Annotated in this window: 9 protein-coding genes and 3 rRNA genes; 6 read left to right on the top strand and 6 right to left on the bottom strand. The window is 67.5% G+C overall.

Annotation, left to right across the window (positions count from 1 at the left end; translation table 11 throughout):
- Nucleotide 1: 1 nt before the first annotated feature.
- Both mtrA and mtnA read right to left on the bottom strand, forming a co-directional pair.
- Nucleotides 2-691, bottom strand: coding sequence for a two-component system response regulator MtrA (gene mtrA, locus ACE4Q9_RS20395; protein ID WP_187279108.1), 690 nt, complete (start codon nucleotides 689-691; stop codon nucleotides 2-4).
- Between the two features lie 145 nt (nucleotides 692-836).
- Nucleotides 837-1979: an S-methyl-5-thioribose-1-phosphate isomerase gene (gene mtnA, locus ACE4Q9_RS20390; protein WP_397985658.1), complete on the bottom strand. Its 1143-nt coding sequence runs from the start codon at nucleotides 1977-1979 to the stop codon at nucleotides 837-839.
- Nucleotides 1980-2119: 140 nt separating this feature from the next.
- Here mtnA and ACE4Q9_RS20385 point away from each other — a divergent pair, with 140 nt between their 5' ends.
- From ACE4Q9_RS20385 to ACE4Q9_RS20365, 5 genes are read left to right on the top strand one after another with little or no spacing between them, the layout of a single operon-like run.
- A complete protein-coding gene (locus ACE4Q9_RS20385; RefSeq protein ID WP_397985657.1) occupies nucleotides 2120-3463 on the top strand; it encodes a glycerophosphoryl diester phosphodiesterase membrane domain-containing protein in 1344 nt (447 codons plus the stop codon).
- Between the two features lie 52 nt (nucleotides 3464-3515).
- Nucleotides 3516-4247 (top strand): DUF4129 domain-containing protein, encoded by a 732-nt coding sequence (locus ACE4Q9_RS20380; RefSeq protein WP_397985656.1) that lies wholly within the window; start codon nucleotides 3516-3518, stop codon nucleotides 4245-4247.
- Complete coding sequence (locus ACE4Q9_RS20375; RefSeq protein WP_397985655.1) at nucleotides 4244-5440, top strand: DUF4350 domain-containing protein; 1197 nt, start codon at nucleotides 4244-4246, stop codon at nucleotides 5438-5440. The genes ACE4Q9_RS20380 and ACE4Q9_RS20375 overlap by 4 nt, the downstream gene beginning before the upstream one ends.
- Nucleotides 5437-6429 (top strand): AAA family ATPase, encoded by a 993-nt coding sequence (locus tag ACE4Q9_RS20370; protein ID WP_397985654.1) that lies wholly within the window; start codon nucleotides 5437-5439, stop codon nucleotides 6427-6429. Before ACE4Q9_RS20375 ends, ACE4Q9_RS20370 begins: the two co-directional genes overlap by 4 nt.
- Nucleotides 6429-7739 (top strand): DUF58 domain-containing protein, encoded by a 1311-nt coding sequence (locus tag ACE4Q9_RS20365; RefSeq protein ID WP_397985653.1) that lies wholly within the window; start codon nucleotides 6429-6431, stop codon nucleotides 7737-7739. Before ACE4Q9_RS20370 ends, ACE4Q9_RS20365 begins: the two co-directional genes overlap by 1 nt.
- A 110-nt stretch (nucleotides 7740-7849) precedes the next feature.
- On the opposite strand, the gene rrf is transcribed toward ACE4Q9_RS20365, so the two are convergent.
- The 4 genes from rrf to ACE4Q9_RS20345 form a co-directional block, all read right to left on the bottom strand.
- Nucleotides 7850-7966: ribosomal RNA gene (rrf, locus tag ACE4Q9_RS20360) — 5S ribosomal RNA — on the bottom strand.
- Between the two features lie 76 nt (nucleotides 7967-8042).
- Nucleotides 8043-11162, bottom strand: a 23S ribosomal RNA gene (locus ACE4Q9_RS20355).
- A 281-nt stretch (nucleotides 11163-11443) separates the two neighbouring features.
- Nucleotides 11444-12968: ribosomal RNA gene (locus ACE4Q9_RS20350) — 16S ribosomal RNA — on the bottom strand.
- The 16S, 23S and 5S rRNA genes sit together here, the layout of an rRNA operon.
- Nucleotides 12969-13520: 552 nt before the next feature.
- Entirely contained in the window at nucleotides 13521-14528 is a 1008-nt protein-coding gene (locus ACE4Q9_RS20345) for a stage II sporulation protein M (protein WP_397985652.1), read from the bottom strand.
- A gap of 141 nt (nucleotides 14529-14669) precedes the next feature.
- Between ACE4Q9_RS20345 and ACE4Q9_RS20340 the strand changes: the two genes are divergently transcribed.
- Nucleotides 14670-15638: an RDD family protein gene (locus tag ACE4Q9_RS20340; RefSeq protein ID WP_397985651.1), complete on the top strand. Its 969-nt coding sequence runs from the start codon at nucleotides 14670-14672 to the stop codon at nucleotides 15636-15638.
- The last annotated feature ends 8 nt before the right edge of the window (nucleotides 15639-15646 follow it).

The following is a 15646-nucleotide window of genomic DNA, read 5'->3' as shown; positions in this document are numbered from 1 at the left end:
GTCAGCTCGGTCCGGCCTTGTAACCGACACCACGGACGGTCACCACGATCTCCGGCCGCTCCGGGTCCTTCTCGACCTTGGAGCGCAGCCGCTGGACATGCACGTTGACCAGGCGGGTGTCGGCGGCGTGGCGGTAACCCCACACCTGCTCCAGCAGCACCTCGCGGGTGAAGACCTGCCAGGGCTTGCGGGCGAGCGCGACCAGCAGATCGAACTCCAGCGGGGTCAGCGCGATCGACTGCCCGTCCCGCTTCACCGAGTGCCCGGCCACATCGATGACCAGGTCACCGATGGTCAGCTGCTCGGGCGCCGGCTCCTCGGAGCGCCGCAGCCGGGCCCGGATCCGCGCCACCAGTTCCTTCGGCTTGAACGGCTTGACGATGTAGTCGTCCGCGCCCGACTCCAGGCCCACCACGACGTCCACGGTGTCGCTCTTGGCCGTGAGCATCACGATCGGCACACCCGACTCGGCCCGGATCAGCCGGCACACCTCGATGCCGTCCCGTCCGGGCAGCATCAGGTCGAGCAGCACCAGATCGGGCTTGCTTTCACGGAACGCCGCCAGCGCCTTGTCGCCGTCGGCTACGAAAGACGGCTCAAAACCTTCACCACGCAGCACGATGCCGAGCATCTCGGCCAGTGCGGTGTCGTCGTCGACGACAAGGACTCGTCCCTTCATAAACGACATCATCCCATTCTCGTAACGACGGCAGAGGTGCAGGTGAGGCAGCTCACTGGCCTGTGACGATAGTCGTACGGAGCCGTCACTGTCTGCCCCCCGGCCGTCTCACGGGTCGTACCGCGGCGCCGGACCCGCGTCCGGCGCCGCGCTCCGGTCAGCCGGTCGCCGCCTCGCGGGCCCGCTTGCACACCCCCGCGAGCGCCTCGCCCGACACGGGCGTGACGACCCCCTCCTCGGTGACGATCGCCGTCACCAGCTCGGGCGGCGTCACATCGAACGCCGGGTTGTACGCCTGCGTCCCCAGCGGCGCCACCGGGACCCCGCCGCCGGGCCCGGTCACCTGCGCCTGCGGCGCGATCACCTCGGTCACCTCGAAGCCGGGACGCTGCTCGACCTCGATGGACGCGCCGTCGGGGGTGTCCGGGTCGATCGTGGTCAGCGGCGCCACCACGATGAACGGCACCCCGTGGTGGCGCGCGAGCACGGCGAGCGGATAGCTGCCCACCTTGTTCGCCACCGAGCCGTCCGCCGCGATCCGGTCTGCCCCGATCAGCACCGCGTCCACCTCGCCCGCCGCGAACAGCGAGCCCGCCGCGCTGTCGGTGAGCAGCGTGTACGCCATGCCGTTGCGGGCCGCCTCGTACGCCGTCAGACGCGCGCCCTGGAGCAGCGGACGCGTCTCGTCCACCCACAGCCGCCGCAGCCGCCCCACGCGATGCGCCGCGAGCGCCACCGCGAAGGCCGTGCCCTCACCGCCCGAGACCAGCGCCCCGGTGTTGCAGTGGGTGAGGATCCGGTGCCCGCCACCGGGCAGCAGCTCGTCCAGCAGCGCCAGGCCGTGGGCCGCCATCCGGGCGCTGGCCTCGGCGTCCTGCCGGTGCAGCGTCCGCGCCGCGGCCAGCGCCGCCCCGGCCGCCGCGGCCGGGGCGCCGCTGCGGGCCAGCTCGGCCTCGTGCGCGGACCGTGCCCGGCGCACACCGACGGACAGGTTCACCGCGGTGGGCCGCGCCTCCTCGATGGAGCGCGCCGCCTCGGACACGTCGAAGCCCCGCGCGGCGGCGAGCGCGACGCCGTACGCCCCCGCGATTCCGAGCACCGGCGCCCCGCGTACGGCGAGCGAACGGATCGCCTCCACCAGCGCCGACGCGTCCGTGCACACCAGCTCGACCTCCTCCACAGGAAGCCTCGTCTGATCGAGAAGGACCAGTACGGGACCTTCGGGTGGTTCCTCCCATCGGATCGCCGGTATTCCGGACGGCCGTTCGTCCCCGCCGCTTCGTGCCTGCTGATCAGCCATGCGGTCAGTCTGCCCCGGACACGGCGGGCAACTGAAGACATCGGGCCCGTACCTCGCCCGGACCTGGCTTGACCACGCCATGGCACGATGTGCACCAACCTGCCGCCGCGTCCGCGGAAGGGCACCGAGAAGGAGCTCCGATGACAGACACTCCGGGCTGGGCCTCGCCCGGATCCGACCCGACGCCCGAGGGACGGGAACCCGGCACGTCCGACACCGCCGGCCGGCCCGGAAACGGCTCCGGCGCACCCGCGCCGCAGCCGGGCCCGCAGCCGCAGGGCCCAGGCGCGCAGTGGTCCGGCCAGCAGCCGCCACCCGGCCAGTGGTCCGCGCCCGCCGGCGCTCCGGGCCAGACCCCGCCGCCCGGTCCCGGCTGGGGCCGCACCGGTCCCGGCGCGCCCGGCGGCTACGCAGGCCCCCCTGGCCACAGTGGCTACGGTGCTCCCGGCGGTTACGGAGTCTGGGGCGGCGGCTGGGGCGGCCCACCGCCCGCGGCCAAGCCCGGCGTCATCCCGCTGCGCCCGCTCGGCGTCGGCGAGATCCTCGACGGCGCCGTCTCCACCCTGCGCACCTACTGGCGCACGGTCCTCGGCATATCCCTGGCGCTCGCACTGGTCACGCAGATCACCACGGTCCTCGTCCAGGGCTTCTTCCTGAACGACATGAGCGCCCAGTCCTCCCTCAGCGACCCGGCCGCCACGCCCACCGAGGCGTTTCGCGTCATGGGCGAGTCCTTCCTCAGCTCCATGGTCCTGGGCCTGATCACCGTGATCGGCACCCTCATCGCCACCGCGATGCTGACGAGCGTCACCAGCCGCGCGGTCCTCGGCCGCCCGGCCACCCTCGGCGAAGCCTGGCGGGAGGCCCGCCCGCAGCTGTGGAAGCTGTTCGGTCAGCTGCTCCTGCTGGCCCTCATGGGCATCGGAATCATGCTGGCCGCCTCGGTCCCCGGCGTCATCGGCTTCCTGAGCGGCAGCCGGGGCGCCGGAATCGCGCTCCTGGTGCTCGGCTTCCTCGCCGGCATGGTCGTACTCGTGTGGCTGACGGTGCGCTTCTCCCTGGCCGCGCCCGCGCTGATGCTGGAGAAGCAGGGCATCGTGCACGCCCTGCGCCGCTCCACGAAGCTGGTGCAGGGCTCCTGGTGGCGCATCCTCGGCATCCAGCTGCTCGCCGGGCTCATCGTCGCCCTCGTCAGGGTGGTGATCTCGATCCCCTTCACCGTCATCGCCCTGATCGCCGGCAGCGACGGCCTGTCCGGGATGCTGGGCCAGAACGGCGGCCACCTCAGCTGGACCTTCCTGGTGATCGTCGGCATCGGCGCGGTGATCGGCACCACCATCACCCTGCCGATCTCCGCCTGCGTCACCGTGTTCCTCTACATCGACCAGCGCATCCGGCGCGAGGGCCTCGACCTCGAACTGGCCCGCGCCGCCGGTGCCCAGGGCGCTCCCACCGGCGCCCCCGGCCCCGTTCCGGGGAGCTGACCGGGTGTTCTCGACGGGGGGATCGTGCACGGCGCCGGGCCCGCCCGGCGCCGTGGCCACAGTCGTACACGGCCTGCTGCGCGCCTCGGGCGCGTCCGTCCTCACGGCCGCCGGGCCGGGCGACGGGCCGCCGGTGACCATTGCGCGCGACCCCGCACGCGAGGCGGCCCGGCGCGAACTGGCCAAACGGATGTACCACGAGAACGATCCGGGCCTGTTCGAGCGCGCCCTGAAGGCATTCTGGAACTGGCTCGACGACCTGTTCGGCAGCGTCGCCGGACCGGCCCCCGGCGGCGCGGTCGGCCTGCTGGTCGTGATCCTCTTCGTCCTCGCTGTCCTGGGCGCCCTGTGGTGGCGCCTGGGCACCCCCCGCCGGCGCCCGGCCCGCTCCGCCGCCGTCCTGTTCGACGACGGGCCGCGCAGCGCCGCCGAACACCGCGCGGCCGCCGAGGCGCACGCGGCCCAGGCCCACTGGAGCCAGGCCGTCCAGGAGCGCATGCGCGCCGTCGTCCGCTCCCTGGAAGAGCGCACCGTGCTCGACATCCGGCCGGGCCGCACCTCCGACGAGGCCGCCGCCGAGGCCGGCCGCGCCCTGCCCGCGCACACCGGCCGACTGCGCGCCGCCGCACGGGAATTCGACGACGTGACATACGGCGGACGCGCCGCGAGCGAGCAGTCGTACCAGCGCCTCGCCGAACTCGACCGCGACCTAGAACGCACCCGGCCCGCCCACACCGACAGCACGGCCGCCACGGCCCACAGCACCAGCCAGGGGGCCGGGTGACCGCCGAGGCCGCGCCGCCGATCGCCGCCACCTCCACCGCGCCCACGGCCCGCACGGTGTGGACCAGGACGCGGGGCATCACCCTCGCTCTGGTGCTGCTCCTGGTGGCGGGCGTCGCCATCGCCGCCGTGCGCTCCGCCGAGCGGCACGGCGAGCTGGACCCGCGCTCCGCCGACCCCCACGGCAGCCGCGCCGTCGCCCAGTTGCTGGCCGACCGCGGGGTCACCACGCGCGTGGTCACCACCCTGCGCGCCGCCCGCGCCGCCGTCGGCCCCGACACCACCCTCCTGATCGCCGTCCCCGACCGGCTCAGCAGCGGCCAGCAGCGCGAACTGCACCAGGCGACCGCGTCCTCCGGCGGACGCACCGTCCTCGTCGCCGCGAGCGGCTGGTCCGTCGGCCGGCTCGCCCCCGGAGTCAACGCGGACCCCGCCGACAGCCTCGGCTCCGCCCTGGCCCCCGACTGCGCCCTGCCCGACGCCCGGCGCGCGGGCAACGCCGACACCGGCGGCGTCCGCTACACCACCACCCGGCTCGACGCCGACTCCTGCTACCCCAGCGCACGGCTCGCCACCCTGCTGCGCGTCCCGGCCGCCTCCGGGGGCGACACCGTCGTGCTCGGCGCGCCCGACATCCTCTACAACGACCGCCTCGACAAGCACGGCAACGCCTCGCTCGCCCTGCAACTCCTCGGCTCCCGCCCCCATCTGGTCTGGTACCTCCCCTCGCTCTCCGACGCCCCCGCCGCCGACAGCGACCGCAAGAGCTTCTTCCACCTGATCCCCTCGGGCTGGCTCTGGGCCACCCTCCAGTTGTTCATCGCGGCCGTACTCGCCGCCGTCTGGCGGGGACGCCGCTTCGGACCCCTGGTGCCCGAACGACTCCCCGTCGCGATCCGCGCCTCCGAGACCGCCGAAGGCCGCGCCCGCCTCTACCGCAAGGCCGACGCCCGCGACCGCGCCGCCGCCGCGCTGCGCTCCGCCGCCCGCACCCGCCTCGCCCCGCTCGTCGGAGTGCCGGTCGCCCAGGCACACACGCCCGAGGCCCTGCTCCCCGCGCTGTCCGCCCATCTCGCCGGCGACGGACAGGATCTGCGCTCCCTGGTCTTCGGGCCGCCGCCCGGCGACGACGCGGCCCTGATCGCTCTCACCGACCAACTCGACGCCCTCGAAAGAGAGGTACGCCGTTCATGATGGACCCGACCACTGACAACGCCGGGCTGACCGAGGCCGCGGGGGACCCCCGCGCCTCCCTGGAGGCCCTGCGTGCCGAGATCGCCAAAGCCGTGGTCGGCCAGGACCCCGCCGTGACCGGACTCGTCGTCGCCCTCCTGTGCCGCGGGCACGTCCTGCTCGAAGGCGTCCCCGGAGTCGCCAAGACGCTGCTCGTGCGCGCCCTCGCGTCCGCCCTCGAACTCGACACCAAGCGCGTCCAGTTCACCCCCGATCTGATGCCGAGCGACGTCACCGGCTCTCTCGTCTACGACACCCGCTCCGCCGAGTTCTCCTTCCAGCCCGGCCCGGTCTTCACCAACCTGCTGCTCGCGGACGAGATCAACCGCACCCCGCCCAAGACCCAGTCCTCCCTGCTCGAAGCCATGGAGGAACGCCAGGTCACGGTCGACGGCACGCCCCGCCCGCTCCCCGAGCCGTTCCTCGTCGCGGCCACGCAGAACCCGGTCGAGTACGAGGGCACTTACCCCCTCCCCGAGGCCCAGTTGGACCGGTTCCTGCTCAAGCTGACGATCCCGCTGCCCTCCCGTGAGAACGAGATCGACGTCCTCACCCGCCACGCCTCGGGCTTCGACCCCCGTGATCTGCGCGCCGCGGGCATACGACCCGTCGCCGGCCCCGCCGACCTCGAGGCGGCCCGCGTCGCGGTCGCCGCGACGACCGTCTCCCCCGAGATCACGGCCTATGTCGTCGATATCTGCCGTGCCACCCGCGAATCCCCTTCCCTCACCATGGGCGTGTCCCCCCGTGGGGCCACGGCCCTGCTGTCCACCGCTCGTGCCTGGGCCTGGCTGACCGGCCGGGATTACGTCATCCCGGACGACGTCAAGGCCCTCGCCCTGCCGACCCTGCGCCACCGCGTCCAATTGCGTCCCGAGGCGGAGATGGAAGGCGTGACGGCCGACTCGGTCATCAACGCAGTCCTCGCCCATGTGCCGGTTCCCCGCTGATGGCGCTCACCGGACGCGCTGCCCTGCTCGCGGCTCTCGGCTCCATCCCGGTCGGCATCCTGGAGCCCGGCTGGACCGGCATCCTCGCGGTCAACGGCCCGCTGGCCCTGGCCTGCGCCTGCGACTTCGCGCTGGCCGCGCCCGTACGACGCCTGGTCCTGAGCCGTTCCGGGGACACCACCGCCCGGCTCGGCGAGGGCGCCGATGTCACGCTCACGATCGCCAACCCGTCCCGCCGCACGCTGCGGGCCAGGCTGCGGGACGGCTGGCCGCCCAGCAGCTGGCTGCCCGGGACGGAGGTCGAGTCGTCCCGGCACCAGCTGACCGTGCCTCCGGGCGAGCGCAGGCGGGTGACCACCCGACTGCGTCCCACCCGCCGGGGCGACCGCGAGGCCGACCGTGTGACGATCCGCTCCTACGGCCCCCTCGGGCTGTACTCCCGCCACGGCGCCCATCGGGTGCCGTGGTCTGTACGGGTTCTGCCCCCGTTCACGAGCCGAAAGCATCTTCCGTCGAAACTCGCCCGATTGCGTGAACTCGACGGTCGTACAAGCGTCTTGACGCGCGGTGAGGGGACGGAATTCGACAGCCTCCGCGAGTACGTCCCCGGCGACGACACCCGTTCGATCGACTGGCGGGCCACCGCCCGGCAGTCCACGGTCGCCGTACGCACCTGGCGCCCCGAACGCGACCGCCACATCCTTCTCGTCCTGGACACCGGCCGCACCTCGGCCGGCCGGGTGGGCGACGCCCCGCGGCTGGACGCCGCCCTGGACGCGGCGCTCCTTCTCGCCGCGCTCGCCTCGCGGGCCGGCGACCGGGTCGACCTGCTCGCCTACGACCGCCGGGCGCGCGCCCTTGTCCAGGGCCGCTCCGCGAACGAGCTGCTGCCCTCTCTCGTCAACGCGATGGCCACACTCGAACCGGAGCTCGTGGAGACGGACAACCGGGGCCTGACCTCCATGGTCCTGCGCACGGCGCCCCGGCGTTCCCTGATCGTCCTGCTCACGACCCTGGACGCGGCGCCGGTGGAGCAGGGACTGCTCCCGGTACTCCCCCAACTCACGCACCGCCATACGGTCCTGGTCGCCGCGGTGGCCGACCCGCACATCGACCGGATGGCGAAGGCCCGAGGCAGCGTGGAGTCGGTGTACGAGGCCGCGGCGGCGGCCCAGGCGCAGAACGAACGGCAGCGCACTGCGGACACGTTGCGCCGGAACGGTGTCACCGTGGTCGACGCGACGCCGGAGAGTCTGGCACCGGCGCTGGCGGACGCGTATCTGGCTCTGAAGGCGGCGGGCCGGCTCTGAGGGGGGCGTCGGCTCGCTGTCCTTCGGGGGCATCAGCAGTACCTGCGGAAAATTAGCCCAGAATGCAGAAAACCCCCGCACCAACGGTGCGGGGGTTCCCCGGAATGATTGTTCGGCGGCGTCCTACTCTCCCACAGGGTCCCCCCTGCAGTACCATCGGCGCTGAAAGGCTTAGCTTCCGGGTTCGGAATGTAACCGGGCGTTTCCCTAACGCTATAACCACCGAAACACTATGAAACTATCAACAACCGGCACTTTTGGTTGTTCGTGGTTTCAGAACCAACACAGTGGACGCGAGCAACTGAGGACAAGCCCTCGGCCTATTAGTACCGGTCACCTCCACCAGTCACCTGGCTTCCAGATCCGGCCTATCAACCCAGTCGTCTACTGGGAGCCTTACCCCATCAAGTGGGTGGGAGTCCTCATCTCGAAGCAGGCTTCCCGCTTAGATGCTTTCAGCGGTTATCCCTCCCGAACGTAGCCAACCAGCCATGCCCTTGGCAGAACAACTGGCACACCAGAGGTTCGTCCGTCCCGGTCCTCTCGTACTAGGGACAGCCCTTCTCAAGACTCCTACGCGCACAGCGGATAGGGACCGAACTGTCTCACGACGTTCTAAACCCAGCTCGCGTACCGCTTTAATGGGCGAACAGCCCAACCCTTGGGACCGACTCCAGCCCCAGGATGCGACGAGCCGACATCGAGGTGCCAAACCATCCCGTCGATATGGACTCTTGGGGAAGATCAGCCTGTTATCCCCGGGGTACCTTTTATCCGTTGAGCGACGGCGCTTCCACAAGCCACCGCCGGATCACTAGTCCCGACTTTCGTCCCTGCTCGACCCGTCGGTCTCACAGTCAAGCTCCCTTGTGCACTTACACTCAACACCTGATTACCAACCAGGCTGAGGGAACCTTTGGGCGCCTCCGTTACCCTTTAGGAGGCAACCGCCCCAGTTAAACTACCCATCAGACACTGTCCCTGATCCGGATCACGGACCCAGGTTAGACATCCAGCACGACCAGACTGGTATTTCAACGACGACTCCACCCACACTGGCGTATGAGCTTCACAGTCTCCCAGCTATCCTACACAAGCCGAACCGAACACCAATATCAAACTGTAGTAAAGGTCCCGGGGTCTTTCCGTCCTGCTGCGCGAAACGAGCATCTTTACTCGTAGTGCAATTTCACCGGGCCTATGGTTGAGACAGTCGAGAAGTCGTTACGCCATTCGTGCAGGTCGGAACTTACCCGACAAGGAATTTCGCTACCTTAGGATGGTTATAGTTACCACCGCCGTTTACTGGCGCTTAAGTTCTCAGCTTCGCCCCACCGAAATGGAGCTAACCGGTCCCCTTAACGTTCCAGCACCGGGCAGGCGTCAGTCCGTATACATCGCCTTACGGCTTCGCACGGACCTGTGTTTTTAGTAAACAGTCGCTTCTCGCTGGTCTCTGCGGCCACCCCCAGCTCAGACCGTAAAGATCGTCACCAGGTGTGGCCCCCCTTCTCCCGAAGTTACGGGGGCATTTTGCCGAGTTCCTTAACCATAGTTCACCCGAACGCCTCGGTATTCTCTACCTGACCACCTGAGTCGGTTTAGGGTACGGGCCGCCATGAAACTCGCTAGAGGCTTTTCTCGACAGCATAGGATCATCCACTTCACCACAATCGGCTCGGCATCAGGTCTCACCCTTGATGAGTGGCGGATTTACCTACCACTCGGGCTACACCCTTACCCCGGGACAACCACCGCCCGGGATGGACTACCTTCCTGCGTCACCCCATCACTCACCTACTAACCGCTTGGTCCGGCGGCTCCACCACTCCCCTTTGCCCGAAGGCTCCGGGGCGGCTTCACGGCCTTAGCATCACGATGCTCGATGTTTGACGCTTCACAGCGGGTACCGGAATATCAACCGGTTATCCATCGACTACGCCTGTCGGCCTCGCCTTAGGTCCCGACTTACCCTGGGCAGATCAGCTTGACCCAGGAACCCTTAGTCAATCGGCGCACACGTTTCTCACGTGTGAATCGCTACTCATGCCTGCATTCTCACTCGTCAACCGTCCACAACTACCTTCCGGTGCTGCTTCACCCGGCAGACGACGCTCCCCTACCCATCCACACACCCGTTGGGGCTTCTTGTGTGAATGACACGACTTCGGCGGTACGCTTGAGCCCCGCTACATTGTCGGCGCGGAATCACTAGACCAGTGAGCTATTACGCACTCTTTCAAGGGTGGCTGCTTCTAAGCCAACCTCCTGGTTGTCTGTGCGACTCCACATCCTTTCCCACTTAGCGTACGCTTAGGGGCCTTAGTCGATGCTCTGGGCTGTTTCCCTCTCGACCATGGAGCTTATCCCCCACAGTCTCACTGCCGCGCTCTCACTTACCGGCATTCGGAGTTTGGCTAAGGTCAGTAACCCGGTAGGGCCCATCGCCTATCCAGTGCTCTACCTCCGGCAAGAAACACACGACGCTGCACCTAAATGCATTTCGGGGAGAACCAGCTATCACGGAGTTTGATTGGCCTTTCACCCCTAACCACAGGTCATCCCCCAGGTTTTCAACCCTGGTGGGTTCGGTCCTCCACGAAGTCTTACCTCCGCTTCAACCTGCCCATGGCTAGATCACTCCGCTTCGGGTCTTGAGCGTGCTACTCAACCGCCCTATTCGGACTCGCTTTCGCTACGGCTTCCCCACACGGGTTAACCTCGCAACACACCGCAAACTCGCAGGCTCATTCTTCAAAAGGCACGCAGTCACGAGAAGCACCGAAGTGCTTCCGACGCTCCCACGGCTTGTAGGCACACGGTTTCAGGTACTATTTCACTCCCCTCCCGGGGTACTTTTCACCATTCCCTCACGGTACTATCCGCTATCGGTCACCAGGGAATATTTAGGCTTAGCGGGTGGTCCCGCCAGATTCACACGGGATTTCTCGGGCCCCGTGCTACTTGGGTGTCTCTCAAGCAAGCCGCTGACATTTCAACTACGGGGGTCTTACCCTCTACGCCGGACCTTTCGCATGTCCTTCGTCTACATCAACGGTTTATAACTCGCCCCACGGCCGGCAGACCGTAGAAGAGAGATCCCACAACCCCGCACACGCAACCCCTGCCGGGTCTCACACGCATACGGTTTGGCCTCATCCGGTTTCGCTCGCCACTACTCCCGGAATCACGGTTGTTTTCTCTTCCTGAGGGTACTGAGATGTTTCACTTCCCCTCGTTCCCTCCACTTGCCCTATGTGTTCAGGCAAGGGTGACAGCCCATGACGACTGCCGGGTTTCCCCATTCGGAAACCCCCGGATCAAAGCCTGGTTGACGACTCCCCGGGGACTATCGCGGCCTCCCACGTCCTTCATCGGTTCCTGGTACCAAGGCATCCACCGTGCGCCCTTAAAAACTTGGCCACAGATGCTCGCGTCCACTGTGCAGTTCTCAAACAACGACCAGCCACCCATCACCCCACCAGCAGAAACTAGTGAGTGCACTGGGGCCGGCGACTGAGGAAAAGATCATTCCCTCAGACACCCAACAGCGTGCCCGACACGACCAGCCGATCAGATCAGCGTTCCACACCCCGAGGGGCAGTACTAGCGCCTGATCCATCCTGGACCGTGCCGAGTAGTCAACGTTCCACCCATGAGCAACCGTGCAAGACACTTGCTTGCAGTCGGCTATTGCTCCTTAGAAAGGAGGTGATCCAGCCGCACCTTCCGGTACGGCTACCTTGTTACGACTTCGTCCCAATCGCTGGTCCCACCTTCGACAGCTCCCTCCCACAAGGGGTTGGGCCACCGGCTTCGGGTGTTACCGACTTTCGTGACGTGACGGGCGGTGTGTACAAGGCCCGGGAACGTATTCACCGCAGCAATGCTGATCTGCGATTACTAGCGACTCCGACTTCATGGGGTCGAGTTGCAGACCCCAATCCGAACTGAGACCGGCTTTTTGAGATTCGCTCCACCTCACGGTATCGCAGCTCATTGTACCGGCCATTGTAGCACGTGTGCAGCCCAAGACATAAGGGGCATGATGACTTGACGTCGTCCCCACCTTCCTCCGAGTTGACCCCGGCGGTCTCCCGTGAGTCCCCAGCACCACAAGGGCCTGCTGGCAACACGGGACAAGGGTTGCGCTCGTTGCGGGACTTAACCCAACATCTCACGACACGAGCTGACGACAGCCATGCACCACCTGTACACCGACCACAAGGGGGGCACTATCTCTAATGCTTTCCGGTGTATGTCAAGCCTTGGTAAGGTTCTTCGCGTTGCGTCGAATTAAGCCACATGCTCCGCCGCTTGTGCGGGCCCCCGTCAATTCCTTTGAGTTTTAGCCTTGCGGCCGTACTCCCCAGGCGGGGCACTTAATGCGTTAGCTGCGGCACGGACAACGTGGAATGTTGCCCACACCTAGTGCCCACCGTTTACGGCGTGGACTACCAGGGTATCTAATCCTGTTCGCTCCCCACGCTTTCGCTCCTCAGCGTCAGTATCGGCCCAGAGATCCGCCTTCGCCACCGGTGTTCCTCCTGATATCTGCGCATTTCACCGCTACACCAGGAATTCCGATCTCCCCTACCGAACTCTAGCCTGCCCGTATCGACTGCAGACCCGGGGTTAAGCCCCGGGCTTTCACAACCGACGTGACAAGCCGCCTACGAGCTCTTTACGCCCAATAATTCCGGACAACGCTTGCGCCCTACGTATTACCGCGGCTGCTGGCACGTAGTTAGCCGGCGCTTCTTCTGCAGGTACCGTCACTCTCGCTTCTTCCCTGCTGAAAGAGGTTTACAACCCGAAGGCCGTCATCCCTCACGCGGCGTCGCTGCATCAGGCTTTCGCCCATTGTGCAATATTCCCCACTGCTGCCTCCCGTAGGAGTCTGGGCCGTGTCTCAGTCCCAGTGTGGCCGGTCGCCCTCTCAGGCCGGCTACCCGTCGTCGCCTTGGTGAGCCGTTACCTCACCAACAAGCTGATAGGCCGCGGGCTCATCCTGCACCGCCGGAGCTTTACACCGTCAAGGATGCCCAAGACGGTCATATCCGGTATTAGACCCCGTTTCCAGGGCTTGTCCCAGAGTGCAGGGCAGATTGCCCACGTGTTACTCACCCGTTCGCCACTAATCCACCCCGAAGGGCTTCATCGTTCGACTTGCATGTGTTAAGCACGCCGCCAGCGTTCGTCCTGAGCCAGGATCAAACTCTCCGTGAATGTTTACCGGTAATCCGGTGAGCACCACGAGAGCGGAACGATCGGAGGAATAGTCCGACCGTTCACAGCGTCCTCGCTGTGTTTATTTCAAAGGAACCACGTCCCGATCATGATGACCGGAGACGGGGTATCAACATATCTGGCGTTGACTTTTGGCACGCTGTTGAGTTCTCAAGGAACGGTCGCTTCCTTTGTACTCACCCTCTCGGGCTTTCCTCCGGGCTTCCCTTCGTGTTTCCGACTCTATCAGATCTTCGCGATCCGATTTCCTCGGCGCTTTCCAGGTTCCCGCTCTCGCGTTTCCCTTTCCGGCGGTTCCGACTTTATCAGAAGTTTTCGGCCGGTCTGACCGGCCGCTCATTTCTGAGTAATCGGGAGGACGCTTCTTTTGAATGTCGATAGCGACTTCTTGGAAGCCAGTAGAGTCTAGCGATCGCCTACCGGACGTGTCCAGTTCTAGGCAACTGTTTGAATCTACCTCCCCACGCGACCCGTGTCAACGGCTCCCGTGAGCGAAGAGGAGAATAGCAGCTCAGGAGGGCCGGACGCACATCAGGCAGCGGTGGGCACGGAGGAACTGCGGTCCGCCGCGTCGAGGTCACCCGTCTCGCCCTCACGAACCGCGCGGCCCCCGAGGACGTAGACGTACGTCAGGAATGCCACCTCGGCCACGATGCCGATGCCGATACGGGCCCAGGTGGGCAGGCCGGACGGCGTCACGAAGCCTTCGATGGCGCCGGAGACGAACAGGACCAGGGCGAGGCCGATCGCCATGCCCACCGCGGCCCGTCCCTCCTCCGCGAGCGCGGCGCGCCGGGTGCGGGGGCCGGGGTCGATGACGGTCCAGCCCAGGCGAAGTCCCGTACCGGCCGCCACGAAGACCGCGGTCAGTTCCAGCAGGCCGTGCGGCAGGACCAGGCCGAGGAATGTGTCGAGGCGGCCGGCGGAGGACATCAGACCGAAACCGGCACCGAGGTTGAGCATGTTCTCGAAGAGGATCCAGAGGACCGGCAGGCCCAGGAAGACGCCTAGGACCAGGCACATCGCGGCCGCCTCTGCGTTGTTCGTCCACACCTGAGCGGCGAAGGAGGCCGCCGGATGGCTGGAGTAGTAGGTCTCGTACTCACCGCCGGGGCGGGTCATCTGGCGCAGCTCACCGGGGGCCGCGATGGAGGACTGCACCTCCGGGTGCGCGCCGATCCACCAGCCCAGCAGGATCGCGACGGCCGTGGAGACGAGCGCCGTGGGGACCCACCAGCGGCGCGCGCGATAGACGGCGGCCGGGAAGCCTCGGGTCAGGAAGCGGGTCACATCGCGCCAGGACGCGGTGCGGGCACCAGTGACGGCACTGCGCGCGCGGGCGACGAGTTGGCTGAGCCGTCCGGTGAGCTGGGGGTCGGGGGCGCTGGACTGGACGAGCGAGAGGTGAGTCGCGGTGCGCTGGTAGAGGGTGACGAGTTCGTCGGCCTCGGCGCCGTTCAGGCGGCGCCGGCGGCGGAGCAGGGCGTCGAGGCGGTCCCATTCGGCTCGGTGTGCGGAGACGAAGACGTCCAGGTCCATCGGGTCTGCCTGCTCCTCGGCCGGTAGCCGACTGCTCGTCGTCGATGATCGTGTTTGCTGTCAGCTTGTCGCACTGGCGCGCAATGCGCCCACAGCTTGGCAGACTTGCCGCCCACGGGGCGGAGGAAGGACGGGGTGGGCGTGAGCGAGCTGGTGACCGGCGAGGCGGTGGCCCTCGAACTGCTGCCGGCGAAATTTCCGAGCAGGGCGTTGGCCGTACTGCTCGACCTGGTGGCGGCGATGACCGCGTATGTCGCGGTCACCGTGCTGCTCGTGGTGACGACGTCCTCCCTGGACAGTGCCGCGCGGACGGCGCTGGCGATCGCGACGTTCCTGCTGGTGCCGATCGGCGTGCCGATCGCGGTGGAGACGCTGAGCCACGGCCGTTCGCTCGGGAAGATGTCGCTGGGGCTTCGGGTGGTGCGGGACGACGGCGGGCCGATCCGCTTCCGGCACGCGCTGGTGCGGGGTGCGATCGGTGTGATCGAGATTCTCATGACGTTCGGCGCGATCGCGTCCATCGCGTCGCTGGTCTCGGCGCGCGGGCGGCGGCTCGGGGACGTGTTCGCGGGGACCCTCGTCGTGCGGGAACGGATTCCGGTGGGGCGGACCGGTCTCGTCCCGCCTCCGCCGCCGCATCTCGCGCAGCGGTTCGCCGGTCTCGACCTGTCGGCCGTGCCGGACGGGCTGTGGATGGCCGTGCGGCAGTACCTGACGCGGATGCAGCAGCTGGATCCCGGTGTGTCCTGGGACATGGCGCGGCGACTCGCCGGTGATCTCGCGGCGCGCACGGGGGCTCCGCTGCCCGCCGATCTTCCTCCTGCCGTCTTCCTGGCCGCCGTGGTGCACGAGCGGCAGTCGCGGGAGTCCCGGCAGGCGCGGCGGCCGTTCGGCGCGGGCGGTTCCGTGGCGGGAGATGCCCCGCGCGCGGCCGGGGACGACGTGTCGGGTGCCGGGTGGGCTGCGGAGGCCGGTGGTTGGTCCGTGTATCGGGCGCCGGCGCCCGCCCAGCCGGAGGCGTCCGCCGTGCCGATTGTGCCGTCGGCCGCGCCTTCCGGGCAGGAGCCGCCGGGTGAGCGGCCGGCCACCGGGTTCGCGCCGCCCGCGTAAGGGCGACT

Source organism: Streptomyces sp. AM6-12 (genome assembly GCF_044327085.1).
Lineage (GTDB): Bacteria > Actinomycetota > Actinomycetes > Streptomycetales > Streptomycetaceae > Streptomyces.
Note: the sequence above shows the minus strand (reverse complement) of the source record. Positions and strands in the feature narration are given on the sequence as shown.

Bases quoted from the DNA above. Each gene is read 5' to 3' on its own strand.
- mtrA (WP_187279108.1), bottom strand. From the start codon at position 691: ATGATGTCGTTTATGAAGGGACGAGTCCTTGTCGTCGACGACGACACC.
- ACE4Q9_RS20345 (WP_397985652.1), bottom strand. From the start codon at position 14,528: ATGGACCTGGACGTCTTCGTCTCCGCACACCGAGCCGAATGGGACCGC.
- mtnA (WP_397985658.1), bottom strand. From the start codon at position 1,979: ATGGCTGATCAGCAGGCACGAAGCGGCGGGGACGAACGGCCGTCCGGA.
- ACE4Q9_RS20370 (WP_397985654.1), top strand. From the start codon at position 5,437: ATGATGGACCCGACCACTGACAACGCCGGGCTGACCGAGGCCGCGGGG.
- ACE4Q9_RS20385 (WP_397985657.1), top strand. From the start codon at position 2,120: ATGACAGACACTCCGGGCTGGGCCTCGCCCGGATCCGACCCGACGCCC.
- ACE4Q9_RS20365 (WP_397985653.1), top strand. From the start codon at position 6,429: ATGGCGCTCACCGGACGCGCTGCCCTGCTCGCGGCTCTCGGCTCCATC.